The sequence below is a fragment of the Lactococcus protaetiae genome (genome assembly GCF_006965445.1).
Lineage (GTDB): Bacteria > Bacillota > Bacilli > Lactobacillales > Streptococcaceae > Lactococcus > Lactococcus protaetiae.
In genome coordinates this window covers 2,627,005-2,644,207 of the sequence record NZ_CP041356.1, presented here as the reverse complement: position 1 = coordinate 2,644,207, position 17,203 = coordinate 2,627,005, and the positions used below count along the sequence as shown (strand labels likewise).

The window sequence follows — 17,203 nt, the reverse complement described above, 5'->3', positions numbered from 1 at the left end:
GCTATATTAAAGAAACTTGTGTTATAACTAAAATTAAGACAGATAAAAGACTGGTAAAACTTGCTTTTCTAAACGATTTTAAGTATAATGATAAGGAACGGTAGATTGTGATTAAGCAGCCTGCCTATTATAAAACAATTTTCTCAAAGGAGACATTTTTAAAATGGCTAAACAAGTTTACGACCGTAGCAAACCACACGTAAATATTGGTACTATCGGACACGTTGACCATGGTAAAACAACATTGTCAGCTGCTATCTCTAAAGTTCTTGCAGATAAAGGTTTGGCTGACCAAACTGACTTCGCTTCTATCGATGCTGCACCAGAAGAACGCGAACGTGGGATCACAATCAACACTGCCCATATCGAATACTCAACTGAAAAACGTCACTATGCCCACATCGATGCTCCAGGTCACGCGGACTACGTTAAAAACATGATTACTGGTGCCGCTCAAATGGACGGAGCAATCCTTGTTGTTGCTGCTACTGATGGACCTATGCCACAAACTCGTGAACACATCTTGCTTTCACGTCAAGTTGGTGTTAAATATCTTATCGTCTTCCTTAACAAAGCTGACCTTGTTGATGATGAAGAATTGATGGAACTTGTTGAAATGGAAGTTCGTGACCTTCTTACAGAATACGATTTCCCAGGTGACGATATTCCTGTAATCGCTGGTTCTGCACTTGGTGCTTTGAACGGTGAACCTCAATGGGTTGCTAAAGTTGAAGAATTGATGGATATCGTTGACGAATATATCCCAACTCCAGAACGTGACACTGACAAACCACTCCTTCTCCCAGTCGAAGATGTGTTCTCAATCACTGGTCGTGGTACTGTTGCTTCAGGACGTATCGAACGTGGTACTGTTAAAGTTGGTGACGAAATCGAAATCGTTGGTATCAAAGACGAAACTAAAAAAGCTGTTGTTACTGGTATTGAAATGTTCCGTAAAACACTTACAGAAGGTCTTGCTGGCGATAACGTTGGTGTACTTCTCCGCGGTGTTCAACGTGACGAAATCGAACGTGGTCAAGTTATTGCTAAACCAGGTTCAATCACTCCTCATACAACATTCGAAGGTGAAGTTTACGTATTGAGCAAAGAAGAAGGCGGACGTCACACTCCATTCTTCGATAACTACCGTCCTCAATTCTACTTCCACACAACTGACGTTACTGGTTCAGTTAAACTTCCAGAAGGTACTGAAATGGTAATGCCTGGTGATAATGTTCACATCGATGTTGAATTGATTCACCCAGTTGCTATCGAACAAGGAACAACATTCTCTATCCGTGAAGGTGGACGTACTGTTGGTTCAGGTATCGTTGCTGAAATCAAAGCTTAATTATAAGCAATAACGAAACTAGTAATGTGAAAATATTACTTCTAAAAGCTGTCAGTATGCTGACAGCTTTTTGTTTTAAGTTGGAAATATATAATAAAAAAGCTCCTGATTAGAAGAGCTTTTTTATTATGCTTGTGTTTTTGTAAAGACGCCTCGGTCAATAAGTGCATCCATTTGAAAGTAAAATTTTTCTTGGATAATTGGACTGGCATTTTTAAAGATATTGACATTACGTAGTCCGGATTTGTCTGTAATAGATAATTTGAAACCGGTCAAATCTGGATTGACAATAATCTTTAAAAGAAATCCTTCATTGGAATTAGGAACTTCCTCAAGCATTCTTTTGAACTCAAAGTTTCCAATTTTTGTTTGGATGAAAGTGGTATCTTTGAGTGTGAATTTTTTTACGGTTGGAGCCAGACTGTAAGTATAGTTACTGTCACCAAGATGTTTTTCAGTAATAAAAGCCATATTTTTTCCTCTGATTTTCTGTCAGTATGCTGACAGAATTATTTTAACTTAGAGCAGCACTATCTCTGCTTCGATACGCTGTCCATTCTCCTAGTCGAAGATAAGGCGAAATGGCAAGCTCTGCTTTCGTTTTACTAGCGTTTTGACCCGACTTGTGCCCGACTTGTGGTTTTAGTCACTTAGCGAGAACCATTGCGGCTCGGTGATTCAGCACCGTAGCGAGCATGGATACCCGTGGTGTGGACAGCGTATCGAAGCGAAGATAGCACTTAGACTTCAGGGACAAAATCACTTCGCCTTGCGACTTTAGTCGGTTAGTGAAATCGACAGCGGAGCAAAGTGGAGATAGAGCGAATGGATAGCGAAGTGAAACGGAGGTGTGACCTCATATCTTTGATGTTAAGCAGACTGTTGCAGCTTTAGCTGCGTACAGGTCGCTTAGTTGTTACACCTAGAGGTTATACCCCCTAACATTGGTGAGGGAAAAAATAATCCCCCATCAATGAAGTAATCACTTCAATAAACTTTTCAGCTTTTCAGCGAAAGCATGAATTTCATCTATTGTGTTTAGCTCTGAAAAAGAGATACGCAAATTTTCTTTTAATTTGGGAGAACTTTCACCATAAACAGCTTCTAAAACGTGCGAAGGTTCAACGGTTCCAGCTGTGCAAGCAGAGCCAGTAGAAATTGCAAAACCTGCTAAATCTAGCTTTGTCAGCAACAAATCATGATTTTGGTGAGGAAATGCAATATTAATGACGTATGGCATTGTAGCACCAAAATCATTTTTGTAAAAGTCAACCTCTGAAAGCAGCGACAGAAGGCTATCATTAAGCTTTTGAACGTGTTGGTAATTTTCTTCCATATTTTGCATGGCGATTTCTAAAGCTTTGGTCATACCGACAAGTGAATGAAGATTTTCTGTTCCAGCTCGTCGTTTTTCTTCTTGTTCTCCGCCGTGAATCAGTGCATCAAACTTCAAATTTTCATGATAATAGAGAAAGCCAACACCTTTTGGTCCGTGGAACTTATGAGCAGAAGCAGTCAGAAAATCAGCACCAATTTCTCGCGGATGGACAGGGATTTTTCCCATGACTTGCGTAGCATCAACATGGAATACAGCTGGATGAGAGGCTAGTAACCGTCCTACTTCTGCGACTGGGAGAAGCTGTCCAGTTTCATTATTTGCCCACATCATGCTGACCAAAATAGTATCTGATTGTAAATTTTGCTCAATTAATTTTGCTGGAAATTGTCCATCAAAATTTGGCTTTACGAAAGTAACATCAAATCCATGCCTATCATGGAGATACTGAACAGTATTTAAAACAGAGGGATGTTCAATCGCAGTTGTTAAGATATGATTTCCTTTATCTCGATTGGCGAGAGCATAGCCAATTAACGCTTGGTTGTTGGCCTCACTTGCGCCAGAAGTGAAAATAATATTTCGATTAGAGACATCAAGTGCTTTGGCTACAGTATCACGGGCTTGTCTGACCAGTTGATTAGCCTGCCTACCAAAACTATGGATGCTAGATGGATTTCCAAAAGTTGCTGACAGACTTTCTGTCATTGCCGATACAACGTCGGGAATGACAGGGGTGGTTGCCGCATTGTCTAAATATATCATGATTATCTTTTTCTTTCTGTTCCAACACTGTGCTGTAGCACGGTATCCATACTCACTAAGTCGCAATGGTTAGCATACTGACAGGTTGTCATTGTCCCGTCAGTACGCTGACCAGTTCTAATTGATAGCTGAACGATGGTCAGACTACCTAGCATTAAACATTTATGTCAAAATAGCGAGTAGCGACAACAGAGCGCAGTAATTTCTAAAATACTTTTAGAAATTAAACAGTGTCAGTAAGTTAATCTTGTGGTTTTTCATGTTCAAAAAGTGGTGAAACAGGTCGACCTTCGTGGATACGTAAAATAGCATTAGCCAAGTACTCAGCTGCACTTAAATATTTGACATTTAAAGGTTTACGATGCTCTGTCACTACAGAATCTGTGACAAGAATTTCTTTGATATCTGCTTGTTCAAGGATTTCAGCAGCATTTGTTGTAAACAAACCATGACTTGCGACTGCATAGATTTCGCTGGCACCAGCGTTACGGACAACTTTGGCAGCATTTGCAAAGGTAACACCAGTGTTCAAAATATCATCAATAAGAATAACACGTTTACCTTCGACGTTACCGATTACGTAGCCGTTTTCACGGTTCTTGTCATCATCTTCGTAGTCAACAATAGCGATAGGAGATTCAAGATATTCAGCAAGGGAGCGAGCGCGTTTGATTCCCGAATTTTTAGGAGCTACAACGATAACATCATCACCAAATAAACCATTTCTACGGTAATAATCGGCGAAAAGCGGTACGGTAAAAAGGTTATCTACGGGGATATCAAAGAAACCTTGAACCTGTACGGCATGAATATCAAGTGTCAAAACACGGTCTGCACCAGCTTTAACAATCATATCGGCAACGAGTTTCGCAGTAATCGGTTCGCGCGAAGTTGCAGTGCGGTCTTGTCTAGCATAACCAAAGTAAGGAATAACAACATTGATTGTATGAGCAGATGCACGTTTACAAGCATCAATCATAATCAAAAGCTCCCAAAGATGGTCATTAACAGGACAGCTCGTAGATTGAATGATAAAAACATCCTGACTACGGACGCTTTCTTCCATATTAATCATGATTTCGCCATCGGAAAATTGTTTTGAAGAGAGTTTCCCCAAAGGAATTCCAGTAAACTGGCTAATTTTCTCGGCAAGGCCTGGGTTTGAATTCAAGGCAAAAAGCTTTAGGTGTGAATCAGAGTAAACCACAATTTTTCTCCATTTTCTATTGTGAAATGATATAGGTCTATTTTATCAAAATTATAATAATTTTCATAGTCTATACTGAACGGAAGTTTTATAGAAAAAACAAAATGAGGTGGCAACAAGTCAATGAAATGTAAAATAAGCAACTTTTTGTTAGTTATGTAAAAAGTATTAAACTTCACAAACTTATGGTTTTTAAAAATAACAAAAACGTTCATAAACGCTGATATAATAAGTTTTGGAAACATTTACATAAAAATAAATGTGAACTTTGTGAAGTTTTCGGCAAACTCTTGCATTTAACGGTCTGAAATGCTATAATATCCGTGTAAGTTTCGTGAAAGGTATCTGTCACGATTAAAATATTTATCTTTTTAGGAGAAAAGAAAATGAAGAAAACAAAAGTAATTTCGCTTCTTGCAGTTTCAGTACTCTCAGTATCTTTGCTTGCTGCTTGTGGAAATAATAACAACTCAAGTTCTAAAGACACAAAAACAGAACAATCATCAAAAGCTGAAGTGTTCGCTGGAGCAACAGCTGGTACAGACAGTTTTGCAGACCTTCAAAAAGGTTTCGCTAAAAATGGTGCTTGGTTGAACGCAACAAAAGGTGATATGGACGCTTCTGGTAAGACTTTGACAGTTGAAGGACTTTTCCTTGGTGATAGTGTAGTTGCTCGTAAATTGGCAATTTATAACCAAGATGCTAACCATAAAATCACTGATCGTTACACATTGACAGTAGATAAAATCGAAGTTAAATCTCCAGGTTTCTACATCTCAAACGGTACAGTAAAAGGTAACGTAGATGTATTTGCAGCAGGCTTCCATGGGCAAACAGGTCAAGGTGTCGCTGGACAAGCAACAATTGATGGTAATTTGACATTTGCAAGCCAAGATCTTCTTGATGCTTACAACCAACTTCCAGAAGCACAAAAAGTTAAAGTAACAGGTACGACTTCAGTTGTTGCAGGAGATGTGGTTAAAGTTGAAGGTGGTGCAATCACAGCAGGACCTCACGGAAATGTAACTTATTTATTCAAAGGTAACGGTTCAGATGTACAAACAGGTGCAACAACTGGTACAACAGATGCAAGCGTATTTGCTTCAGGTCTTGGTAAAAATGGTTCATTCCTTGTCGCTGCTAGTGGTGATGTTGATGCTTCAGGTAAAGATATTACTGTTGATGGTACATTCCTCAATGAAGCCGGTGTAGTTCAACGTACACTCGCTTTGGCAACAACAAATGACTCACACCAAATTACAAAAACCTTCACTTTGACTGTTGGACGTTTGATTGTAAACTCTCCAGCAACTGACTTTGAAGGCGGTAATGTTAAAGGTGACGTATACGTGGGAGAAAATGCTTCTCTTCAATCACGTGGTATGAAAGATGCATCAGGTGCCTTGTCAGTTTCTACGATTACTGGTAATCTCTACTTCGCAACTCAAGACCAACTTGATGCTTATAAAGCACTTCCAGCTGCTAACCAATTCAAAGTAACTGGTACTGTTGGTGTAAAAACTGCTAGCTAATTTATACTAGCTCATCTCTAGATCTGTTATTAACGCAGTTAGGTGTTAAATAGTATTAGTCAATTTTATCAATAGAAAGGCTCCCTGTGAGCCTTTTTTTCTTTGCTAAAATATAGTATAATGGGACATACGTGTTGTTCTATGCAAAAATGAGTTTGTCATTATATTCGTTACTTTACTTTACTTTACTTTATGAAATGTTCATCAAAGCAAGTGCGTGCTAAGCTTCGAATTTCGTCCGACTAAGTTCAGTGGTGAGTTGCCCTTTTATCAGTCGCTTCAGTGACTAGAGAAAATGGACAAATGTTTTACGAAACTCCCACTGAATAAGTCTTGACTTCATTTGCTTTAAGGTGATGAGTCAAAACCAGCTATTAAACTGTAACTGGTGGTACCGTGAAGTTGCGGGTGATATAGTAAATTGAAATTTATATGATAGATTGATTTTTGTTTAGAAACACGTAGAAATTAAAAAAGAACATCGCAAAAGACGATGAACTAGATTGTAAAAGTGATAAGATTGTGAATAAGAAAAGCGATGCTTTTCCATTTATACGCAAGGCATAGGATAAGCTGGTGCAAGTCCGCGCTTAATAAAAACATATCGAATCCTTTTGGCAAGCTATGTTAAGGAGAAAAATTGGCAAAAGAAACATTTTCTATGGAGTTCGCAGGACGAACTTTGACTGTTGAAACGGGACAAGTAGCAAAACAAGCAAATGGTGCGGTTGTTGTTCGTTATGGAGATACAACGGTATTGACTGCAGCAACAATGTCTAAAAAAATGGCTACAGGAGATTTTTTCCCACTTCAAGTGAACTATGAAGAAAAAATGTACGCTGCTGGGAAGTTTCCAGGAGGATTCAATAAACGTGAAGCACGTCCTTCAACTGATGCAACATTGACTGCTCGTCTGATTGACCGTCCTATTCGTCCAATGTTTGCAGAAGGCTTCCGCAATGAAGTGCAAGTCATTAATACTGTGCTTTCTTATGATGAAAATGCCTCTGCTCGTATGGCTGCAATGTTTGGTTCATCTCTTGCACTTGCAATTTCCGATATTCCGTTTGATGGACCAATTGCTGGTGTTGAAGTGGCTTATGTTGATGGTGCGTATGTCATCAACCCATCTGTTACCCAAGTGGAAGCTTCAAGTTTGGAGCTTTCTGTTGCTGGTAATATTAATGCCATTAATATGGTCGAATCTGGAGCGAAAGAACTCTCTGAAGACGTTATGCTTGGCGCATTACTAGCAGGTCATGCTGCTGTGAAAGAATTGATTGAGTTTCAAAATGAAATTGTAGCAAAAGTTGGTAAAGAGAAAGCGGATGTTGAACTTTTGCACGTTGACCAAGAACTCAAAGCAGAGATTATCGCACAGTACAATTCTGATTTGCAAAAAGCAGTACAAGTTGAGGAAAAATTGGCGCGTGAAGCGGCAACTCAAGCAGTTAAAGATGTAGTCATTGCAGCTTATAGTGAAAAATACGAATCTGATGAAAATTTTGCAACTATTATTCGTGATGTTGCTGAAATTCTTGAAGGAATGGAACACGCAGAAGTTCGTCGATTGATTACGGAAGATAAAGTACGTCCTGATGGTCGTAAAATTGATGAAATCCGTCCACTTGATGCTGAAATTGACTTTACACCACGCACAATTACACATGGGACAGGTTTGTTTACTCGTGGGCAAACACAAGCTTTGTCAACTTTGACTTTGGCACCAATGGGTGAAGCACAAACAATTGATGGACTTGATGACGAATATAAAAAACGCTTTATGCACCATTATAATTTCCCACAATACTCTGTTGGAGAAACGGGTCGATATGGTGCGCCAGGGCGTCGTGAAATTGGTCATGGTGCGCTCGGTGAACGGGCTTTAGCACAAGTTCTACCTACGCTTGAAGAATTCCCTTATGCCATTCGTTTAGTTGCCGAAGTCTTAGAATCTAATGGTTCATCTTCACAGGCTTCGATTTGTGCGGGAACGCTTGCGCTTATGGCTGGTGGTGTCCCTATCAAAGCACCTGTAGCTGGAATTGCGATGGGCTTGATTTCTGATGGTGCAAATTATACAATTTTGACTGATATTCAAGGGCTTGAAGATCACTTTGGTGATATGGACTTTAAAGTAGCAGGGACACGTGAAGGGATTACAGCGCTTCAAATGGACATCAAAATTTCTGGTATTACGCCTGAAATTCTTGCCGAAGCGTTGGCACAAGCGAAGAAAGCCCGTTTCCAAATTTTGGATTTGATTGAAGCAACGATAGCAGAACCACGCAAAGAATTGGCACCATCTGCTCCAAAAATTGACACGATTACGATTCCAGTGGATAAAATCAAAGTGGTTATTGGTAAAGGTGGCGAACAAATTGACAAAATTATCGCTGAAACAGGTGTTAAAATTGACATTGATGAAGATGGACTTTGTTCAATCTTCTCGCCAGATCAAGCTGCAATTAATCGTGCTAAGGAAATTATTACCGAGTTGGTGCGTGAAGCAAAAGTTGGCGATATTTATGAAGCAAAAGTTGTTCGTATCGAAAAATTTGGTGCATTTGTGAATCTTTTTGGTAAAACAGATGCAATGGTTCACATTTCTGAAATGGCTTGGGCACGTACAGCTAATGTTGAAGATGTTGTGAAACTTGGTGATATTGTCAAGGTTAAAATCATGAAAATTGATGAAAAAGGGCGTGTTGATGCTTCAATGCGTGCTTTGGTTGAGAAACCTGAAGGCTATGTAGAGCCAGAGCGTAAGCCACGTGAACGCCGTGAAAACGGAGACCGTCGCAATGGAAATGGACGTGGTAATAACGGTTTTGAACGTCGCAATAATGACCGTAATGGAAACAGTGGACATAACTTTGAACGCCGTGACCGTAAACCTCGTCTAGATAATGAATTTCCTGAGCTTTCAACTAAAAAGCCAGAATAATGAATGAAGAATTAGAACCAAAATTACGTGCAGCAATTGCTAATAAGCGCTTAATTGATGAATTGGACTTCATGGTAGAACTTAAAAAGACGCCTGTTTTTGCTTTGAAAGAAAAGTTGTGTTTAAACATTCGGGAAAATAAAGTCTTGCCTGTTTTTACGTCAAAGAAATCGGCAGCACTTTTTCAGGCAAATTTTGAGCAAAAAGTGGATTTTGATTTATGCATGATTGACAATCTGCTACAAAACACTAATGATGCAGACACGATTGGTTTCAATGTTCGCCCTTTACATGTGGAAAATCGAGGGAATCAGCAGTATTGGAGCCTAGATTCATTTCGTAATATGCAGGAAAAATACGAAAAGCTTCTGGCAGAGTTTGCTTTGAATGCAAGGGTTGGCAAGCTTGAGAGAAGATATTTTGTTCCCGCTTTTGTGGATAACAACAATGCTTTAGCAGGCTCGGAGCGACGATTTGCTGCCCTGACTGCACCAGATGAGCGTTCGTATATTCCTTTGTTTGATAATTTTGAATCGTTGTTGACGTGGTATTCAGAACCTTATTTTCAGCATATTTTGAATGATAATTCGGGCGAAATCTTGGTGATGACAATTGATGATTTGATGAATCCAAAGACAGGTCGAAATGAATTTTCGTTTGCGGCAGGAGTGACGATTAATCCTTTAGATTATGATATTTCTGAGTTTGAAAAAACATTGGTGAGTTGGGCACAATTGCGTGGTGAAGTGTGAGTTGGTAAAAGTATGTGTAGATTTTCTGTCAGTACTGACAGGGTTAAATCAATACATTTGATATAAAGAAATTGATAATAGCAGTCTATCAGTATGCTGACGGACTCTAAACATAGACAAAAAATAATGGAAAAGCTGTAAAAGCAGTTTGTCAAAGTATAATTTCTAGTCGTAACAGCTAGATAAGTAGCTCAAAGAAGCCTTCTTGCTCATACTTAGTTCACCTCTAAATCTACGTAATGGATTTAGTAGATGAACTGCAAGGTCCTCCTTTTTCTCTTGCAAGCTTGCTTGCTAAGCAAACGGATAGCGTAACGTAGTGAAGATGGCGCAAGAAGTTAAATAGTGTCAAGAAGGGAAATAATCTTTTTTGTCAGTACGTTGACAGCCTGTCAGCAATGATGATGGCAACTTACAATATTAATTCGGAGTTAGATGAACGTTTGCGTCTGTCCTTAGCGAATCCTGGGGCTTTTATGGAGGATTTGTCATTGGCTTATGCCTTTCATCAATTTCCGGTCTTAGCTCCTAAAAAGGTTTTTTACGTGCCAATGGCAGAGCGAAAAGCGATACCTGTGTTTACAACAGAAAATGATTTGAATATTTTTCTGTCAGAACTGACAGACTTTGAAACAGAGTGGGAACTCCATTCGATTATTGAAGTTATCGAACTTCTGAAAGAAACTGATATTGATATTATTGCAGTCAATCCAAAATTGCCCCAAGATGAAGACACAGGCAATACAGCTTACTTTGGAACGACTGAGCTGACGAAATTTTTGACACATTATACTGATATTTTGAACACACTTTTTAGCCCAGAGAATCAATCTGCTTCTAAGATGGAAAAATATTATCTCATCCCAGCTTTTGTTTCAGAAAGTGAACGAATTTTTCCAAATCTAGTTGCTCAGGATGAGCAAGAGTATTTGCCTTTGTTTGATAATCTGGATAGTTTGTCAAAATGGTATGATGAACCATATTTTAGTCAACCTTTCAAAGAAAATAATGGGCAAGTTTTGTTTTTAACAATCCATGAGTTATTGCATCCAGAAGATGTGACAAACAGGTTTGAAAATGCTTCAGGAATTACAATCAATCCATTGGATGATTTAGAACATTACCAAGATACAATGAGTACATGGGGCGAGTTGTCTGATTAAAGAGTGTCATGATAAGAAAAATCCTAAAAAATTTTAGAAATTTTGGATATTAACAATACAGTCAATGCTTATGGTATAATCTACTATAAGTATTTTTTAAAAAAGTAGGAAAAAATGGCAAAAAATAAGAAAGGTTTTTGGCGAGAAGCAATTCGAGTAACGAAAGAAAATGACCCTGCAGCGAGAACGGCTCTGGAGGTTCTTTTGACTTACCCAGGAGTTAAAGCTTTAGCGGCACATCGGCTTTCTCATTGGCTTTGGCGACATAATCTAAAGTTACTTGCTCGGATGCACTCACAATTTTGGCGTTTTTGGACACAGATTGAGATTCATCCGGGAGCAGAGATTTCAACAGGTGTGTTCATTGACCACGGATCAGGCCTTGTGATTGGTGAGACTGCAATCGTTGAGTCTAATGTCAAATTGTATCATGGGGTGACACTTGGCGGGACAGGAAAAGATAAAGGGAAAAGACACCCTACAGTACGTCAAGGTGCACTTATCTCTGCCCATTCGCAGTTATTAGGACCAATTGAAATTGGTGAAAACGCAAAAGTTGGCGCTAGCGCAGTGGTTGTAACCGATGTTCCAGCCAACGTAACAGTCGTTGGTATACCAGCAAAAGTTGTTCGAATTAACGGCAAAAAAGATGTTGAGAAAATCATGACAATTGAAGAAAGACGCGAAGCGAGTTATCATTCGTCGCATTTGTAGGAATATGAATAAAAAACGAAAAGTTGCAGTTTATGAGGGGCATATGGTTTCCTCACTAAAAAGCTTTACAGACGCTGTGATGTCAATTATTGCGACGATTATGGTACTGGAAATTCCGTTGCCAATGGTACTTCGAGGTGGACATTATGATTTTTCCAAAACGATAAGTTCGCTGATTATTTTTTTCGTGAGTTTTCTTGTCGTTGTGAGTTTTTACTTTCAGTTTACAAAATTTTTTTCTAAGGTTCATAAATTATCAGGCTGGCAAATCTTTGCATATACCATATTTCTCATGCTAGTCAGTCTTTTCCCACTGATGACCCAAGTTGATAATTCCAGTCATCCTGGCTATTTTATGATTATTTATATTCTTTATATCGTCGGAATTTCTCGATTGGCAAGTTGGATTATTGGTTGTGCCTATCGGCTGAATGGCATTAAACGAATTCAGATGGTGAAACGAATCCAGATGATGAAACGAGTACCTTGGGATTTAATGATTATGACTGCTTTGTCAATCGGACTATCTTTCACTGGAATCAGGCAAGCATCAGGATATGTTATGCTATATCTGCCCGTACGCAGCTTAATTTCAAGTATTGTTTATGATGAAAATGAGGAGAAATAAAAATGTTGAAAATTTATAATACGATGACTCGAAAGAGTGAAGAATTTCATCCTATTGAGTCAGGTAAAGTTAAGATGTACGTCTGTGGACCGACTGTTTATAATTATATTCATATCGGTAATGCACGTTCAGTTGTAGCTTTTGACCTCATCAGAAAATATTTGGAATTTCGTGGTTTCGAAGTAGATTACGTCTCAAACTTTACCGATGTTGATGACAAAATCATTCATGGAGCTCAGCTTGAACATACAACAACAAAATCTTTTTCAGAGCGTTATATTGCGGCATTTTACGAAGATATTGATGCTTTAAATGTCAAACGAGCCAATCACAACCCAAAGGCAAGTGAATATATTTATCCTATGATTGATTTTATTCAAGATTTATTGGATAAAGATTTTGCGTATGTGTCTGAAGGCGATGTTTATTTTCGCGTATCTAAGGCAAAAGACTATGCCAAGTTAGCTAATAAAAATCTAGAAGAATTATTAGCTGGGGCATCTGGTCGTACAGATGAAGAAAGCTTGAGAAAAGAATCATCGGCTGATTTTGCCCTATGGAAATCAGCTAAATCAGATGAGGTTTCATGGCAAGCACCTTGGGGAGCAGGGCGTCCTGGTTGGCACATTGAATGTTCCGTAATGGCAACTAGCCTTTTAGGAGATACACTTGATATTCATGGCGGAGGAGCAGACCTTGAATTTCCTCATCATACTAATGAAATCGCTCAATCTGAAGCGAAAACGGGCAAAAAATTTGTTAATTATTGGATGCACAATGGTTTTGTTAATGTAGATGGTGAAAAAATGTCAAAATCATTAGGAAATTTTAAGACAGTTCACGAAATGCTAAAAGTTGTGAATCCACAGATTTTAAGATTCTTCCTTGCAACAACTCACTATCGCAGACCGGTAGATTTCACAGATGATGCCCTGATTGCAAGTGAAAATAATCTGAAAAAGATTGAAAATGCTTATCGCAATATGGATTTGAACACTGACAGCGATTTGTCAGTACTGACAGCATTCAAAAATGATTTTGTCAGTAAAATGGACGAAGATTTTAACATCGCGAACGGCATGACAGTCTTTTATGACTTTATCAGCTGGGTCAATAGAGGAAATGGTGGTATAGAAGTTAAAGAATTTTTTGACGAAGTGCTGAATATACTTGGAATTAAATTTGAAATTGATGAGAGTCTGGATAGTGAGATTGAAACATTGATTGAAGCTCGTCAATTGGCGCGTGAAGTAAGAGATTTTGCCAAAGCAGATGAAATCAGAGATGAATTAAAATCTAAAGGAATTATCTTGGAAGATAGTGCTTCAGGAATCAGGTGGCATCGTGAATAAAAAGCAAGCAGAACTACTTAATGGGATTGCACTTGCATATATTGGAGATGCGGTTTATGAGGTTTTTGTTCGAGATTACTTACTAGGAAAAGGGATTACAAAACCAGCGGAACTCCAGAGGCAAGCGACAAAGTTTGTTTCGGCAAAATCACAAGCCAGTATCATTACTGCGATGGAAGAAGATCAGTTTTTGAGTGAGTATGAATTGACTTACTTCAAAAGAGGGCGTAATGCTCACTCAAAAACGACAGCCAAAAATACAGATGTTGTAACTTATCGTATTTCAACAGGTTTTGAAGCAGTAATAGGAATCCTGCATTTAACTGGAGAAGAAAATCGACTCCAAGAAATTTGGGATTTTTGTGTAGCAAAAATAGAATCTAACTCTGGAACGAATGATACTAGAACTACTTTAACTTAGCAAGTGCGTGCTATCTCCGCCCTTTGGGCTACGCTGTCGATGCTCGCTACGGTGCTGGAGCACCTAGTCGCAATCGCAATTCCCCCACCTCTTAAAGGTGTCGGGATTAAGCAGCACTATCTCCGCTTCGCTTCGCTGTCAATTTCGCTAAAGCACCAAGACCCTAGGGCAGTAGAATGAAAGCAAAGATTGCCATTTCGCCTTATCGCTTTAGCGATTTAGAGCGAATGGACAGCAAAGCGAAGCGGAGATAGACTTCAGGGACAGGGTGACCTCATATCTTTGATGTGAGGTCGTGCCATAACATTGGTGGGGGAAAAAGAATCCCCGCCAATGAAGTAATCACTTTAAAATGAGCTTGTTCATTTTATTAGTCGTTCTTCACAATTAGCGTGTCTTTTTATCGAAGTAAGTGCGTGCTAAATTAAGTAGGGAGTTGCAGTTGCCCTTTTATCAATCGCATTGCACCATTTCGTCTTGCCAGCTTTGCTGGATTGCGATTTGAACTTCCGACTTTAGTCGGTTAGTGAAATCGACAGCGGAGCAAAGTGGAGATAGAACGAATGGATAGCGGAGCGAAGTGGAGATGCAAGCTTTAGCAGCTAGCCTCGCATGACTACAGGTGCTTAGCTGCTAAAGTAGCAAGAGCAGAAGGCATTAGCTGTAAGGCACTAAAGTGCCGATGACCATTTGTCCTCTATCTCTAAGTCACTAAAGTGACAAGAATAGAGGCAACGCCAAGTGGCAATCAAACGGACAGCGTAGCGCAGCGAAGATAGCGACTAGAGAGAATGGACAAATGTTTTACGAAACTCTCACTGAATAAGTCTTGACTTCATCAGTTGCTAGAAAATGGACAGTGTGTGACTGTAAATTTGTGAAGCGAGTGTCGATAGAGTATGATAACGGTGCGTATTCCAGTGTGCTTTTTGTGTTGGAATAGGTGTGTAGCACCATAAACTATTGGTGTTTTTTAAATAGTTTAGTTATAGTATTAATCATTAAAGTTCAGCAACATCAATTTGTTGTTGCTTTTTATAACGAATTAGCCATAGTACAAAAAAGTAATAAAAATTTCAATGTTTTTGCAAACATAAGAAAAAGTATCAAACAAATTATTTTAAAAAAGTAGAAAAATCCGCTAGAATAATAAAAGCAACATAAACAGCGGAAAGAAGAATAATGTATAGAGTAGTTACGATGTACGGCACCGATGAGCCATGGTGGTTCTTTGAGGGCTGGAAAGATGATATTATTTCAGTGAATGAATTTGATGATTTTTATAAGGCACTGAAATGGTATAAAAAAGAATGGTTCAAATTAGCAAAAACTTTTAAAGAGTATACGAGTAAAGAGGGATTGCAAACTGCATTTTGGCAGATAGGTGATGAAGAATGGTGTGAAGACTGTGTAGGTTATTTACAACGTTATCACAGCATAGCGCTTCTTGAAGACTGGCATGCACTTCCGTTTGAAAAGAGTCGGTCAGGCTATGAAAAACAAGCAGGGAGTAAACCAGACTGTTCATGCACCTTGAAGTAAAGTAAGGTGTTTCTTGTGTAGTGTTGATGTTTATTAAATTGAAAATTAAAAAATAAAAAGAGAAACGTTTATTACGAACGTTTCTCTTTTTGGTATGTAAATAAAAAAATACTATTTCTTTAGGAATTTTGACGAAAATAGTTTATAATTATATTATAATTATTTTATAATTAAAATCTTATTTTGGGAGGTGATTATGAAGAGAACTTTGATTATATTGGATAGTTTATTAATAGCGCTTGTGCTCGTTCTTGGTTTTGCTTTGTTTAGAAGTGTTCAAAATCAGCGTAATGAAGTTTCAATGTCAAGTTATCAGCAGCAAGTAAACCCCCATGAAGACTCCGTGACTGATTTGAGAAATACAGAGCTTGAAGGACTGTCTATTGATGTTAACCAAGTGAAGAATGGAGAGTTTTCCACACTCTCTGGCCTATGGAAAAACCTCCCAGAATCAAATGAACCAATAGAACTTTTAATTTCAGGATTTTCAGCAACAATGGATAATATCCAATATGAGTTAGTTCTAGGTGGGATGGAACGTTATAATAATCTACCTTACCTTGAATTAAAGAAATCAGATGTACTATCCAATTTGAGCTTGGGAATCTATCCTCGAGGAACCTATATTCCTGTGTTGCTCGCTGATGGAACAATTGAGCAATCAGGAGAACATGATCCGACAAATAATGGGAGAGATAGAATAATTGTAGGTAGAGGAGCGTTATTAGTTGAAGATACCAAACATCAGGTGCTTTATAGAGAGATGGAGGAAGTGGCATAAGATGATGTTTCTTTTTGGAATTAACAAAAAATGACATTTAACCAAGCAAGTGTCTGCTATCTTCGCCCTTTGGGCTACGCTGTCCATCCTCGTTATGGTGCTAAAGCACCTAGTCGGAGTGGCAACTCCTCCGCCTCTTTTAGGGGGAGGGATAAGCAACACTAAGCTTTGCTTTCGTTCTACTAACATCAGTGGGACTCCCACTGATGAAGTAATCACTTCAAAAATACCAATGATTATCTGTTGCATAAGGTAACAACGAATTGATGTTGTTTGAAACTTTACGGTGTAAAACAGTACAGTAAATGTCCAATGTCACCACTCACCCTTTTACCTTTTAGGTTAGTCAAATCAACGGAAGAATTAATGTACAGACACTCGTAGTATAAAATACAGATAGAAAGGAGGAGAGAAATATGAAACAACTTCCTATGTTAATCAAGCCACATACAAATATGTACTATCCACATCCACATGGTGCGCTTGAATTTCTCATGATTCATAATCATGGGCAACCGCAAAAGCAAAATGATGAAGAACTATTACCTTTACAACTTCATCTTCTTGAAGAGGGAGATTAAAAGTTTTTTGCTTATTTATCAAAGCAAGTGCGTGCTAATACCCCTACCTCTTAGGTAGAGGATAAAGCAGCACTATACTTCGAATTTCGTCCGACTAAATTCAGCGGTGAGTTGAAACTCCCACTGAATAA

16 protein-coding genes are annotated in these 17,203 nt (G+C 38.6%); 13 read left to right on the top strand and 3 right to left on the bottom strand.

Features of this window, described 5'->3' with window-relative positions; all coding sequences use genetic code 11:
* Window positions 1-163 precede the first annotated feature (163 nt).
* Complete coding sequence (tuf, locus tag FLP15_RS12410) at window positions 164-1,351, top strand: elongation factor Tu (RefSeq protein ID WP_142767354.1); 1,188 nt, start codon at window positions 164-166, stop codon at window positions 1,349-1,351.
* Between the two features lie 126 nt (window positions 1,352-1,477).
* On the opposite strand, the gene FLP15_RS12405 is transcribed toward tuf, so the two are convergent.
* The 3 genes from FLP15_RS12405 to FLP15_RS12395 form a co-directional block, all read right to left on the bottom strand.
* A complete protein-coding gene (locus FLP15_RS12405) occupies window positions 1,478-1,822 on the bottom strand; it encodes a DUF1831 domain-containing protein (protein ID WP_142767353.1) in 345 nt (114 codons plus the stop codon).
* 511 nt (window positions 1,823-2,333) lie between these two features.
* On the bottom strand, window positions 2,334-3,452 hold the full coding sequence (locus FLP15_RS12400; protein WP_142767352.1) for a cysteine desulfurase family protein: 1,119 nt from the start codon (window positions 3,450-3,452) through the stop codon (window positions 2,334-2,336).
* Between the two features lie 241 nt (window positions 3,453-3,693).
* Entirely contained in the window at window positions 3,694-4,659 is a 966-nt protein-coding gene (locus FLP15_RS12395; protein ID WP_120772290.1) for a ribose-phosphate diphosphokinase, read from the bottom strand.
* Window positions 4,660-5,045: 386 nt separating this feature from the next.
* Here FLP15_RS12395 and FLP15_RS12390 point away from each other — a divergent pair, with 386 nt between their 5' ends.
* From FLP15_RS12390 to FLP15_RS12850, 12 genes are all read left to right on the top strand, one after another.
* Entirely contained in the window at window positions 5,046-6,191 is a 1,146-nt protein-coding gene (locus tag FLP15_RS12390; RefSeq protein WP_142767351.1) for a hypothetical protein, read from the top strand.
* 640 nt (window positions 6,192-6,831) lie between these two features.
* Window positions 6,832-9,138 carry a polyribonucleotide nucleotidyltransferase gene (gene pnp / locus FLP15_RS12385; RefSeq protein ID WP_142767350.1) on the top strand — a complete coding sequence of 769 codons (2,307 nt, stop codon included), beginning with the start codon at window positions 6,832-6,834 and terminating at the stop codon, window positions 9,136-9,138.
* The gene (locus FLP15_RS12380) at window positions 9,138-9,890 is read left to right on the top strand and encodes an SseB family protein (RefSeq protein WP_142767349.1); all 753 of its coding nucleotides are present in this window, start codon (window positions 9,138-9,140) and stop codon (window positions 9,888-9,890) included. The genes pnp and FLP15_RS12380 overlap by 1 nt, the downstream gene beginning before the upstream one ends.
* A gap of 398 nt (window positions 9,891-10,288) precedes the next feature.
* Window positions 10,289-11,053 carry a hypothetical protein gene (locus FLP15_RS12375; protein WP_223804653.1) on the top strand — a complete coding sequence of 255 codons (765 nt, stop codon included), beginning with the start codon at window positions 10,289-10,291 and terminating at the stop codon, window positions 11,051-11,053.
* A gap of 114 nt (window positions 11,054-11,167) precedes the next feature.
* Window positions 11,168-11,767 (top strand): serine O-acetyltransferase, encoded by a 600-nt coding sequence (gene cysE / locus FLP15_RS12370; RefSeq protein ID WP_142767348.1) that lies wholly within the window; start codon window positions 11,168-11,170, stop codon window positions 11,765-11,767.
* Window positions 11,768-11,771: 4 nt separating this feature from the next.
* Window positions 11,772-12,395, top strand: coding sequence for a TMEM175 family protein (locus tag FLP15_RS12365; protein ID WP_142767347.1), 624 nt, complete (start codon window positions 11,772-11,774; stop codon window positions 12,393-12,395).
* A 2-nt stretch (window positions 12,396-12,397) separates the two neighbouring features.
* A complete protein-coding gene (cysS, locus tag FLP15_RS12360; protein WP_190288311.1) occupies window positions 12,398-13,747 on the top strand; it encodes a cysteine--tRNA ligase in 1,350 nt (449 codons plus the stop codon).
* A complete protein-coding gene (locus FLP15_RS12355) occupies window positions 13,740-14,168 on the top strand; it encodes a Mini-ribonuclease 3 (RefSeq protein ID WP_142767346.1) in 429 nt (142 codons plus the stop codon). The genes cysS and FLP15_RS12355 overlap by 8 nt, the downstream gene beginning before the upstream one ends.
* A gap of 1,182 nt (window positions 14,169-15,350) precedes the next feature.
* Window positions 15,351-15,710, top strand: coding sequence for a DUF1033 family protein (locus FLP15_RS12350; protein ID WP_120772283.1), 360 nt, complete (start codon window positions 15,351-15,353; stop codon window positions 15,708-15,710).
* Between the two features lie 196 nt (window positions 15,711-15,906).
* Entirely contained in the window at window positions 15,907-16,491 is a 585-nt protein-coding gene (locus FLP15_RS12345) for a hypothetical protein (protein WP_142767345.1), read from the top strand.
* A 30-nt stretch (window positions 16,492-16,521) separates the two neighbouring features.
* Entirely contained in the window at window positions 16,522-16,656 is a 135-nt protein-coding gene (locus tag FLP15_RS13670) for a hypothetical protein (protein ID WP_280954077.1), read from the top strand.
* Between the two features lie 251 nt (window positions 16,657-16,907).
* Window positions 16,908-17,072 carry a hypothetical protein gene (locus tag FLP15_RS12850; RefSeq protein WP_190288310.1) on the top strand — a complete coding sequence of 55 codons (165 nt, stop codon included), beginning with the start codon at window positions 16,908-16,910 and terminating at the stop codon, window positions 17,070-17,072.
* The last annotated feature ends 131 nt before the right edge of the window (window positions 17,073-17,203 follow it).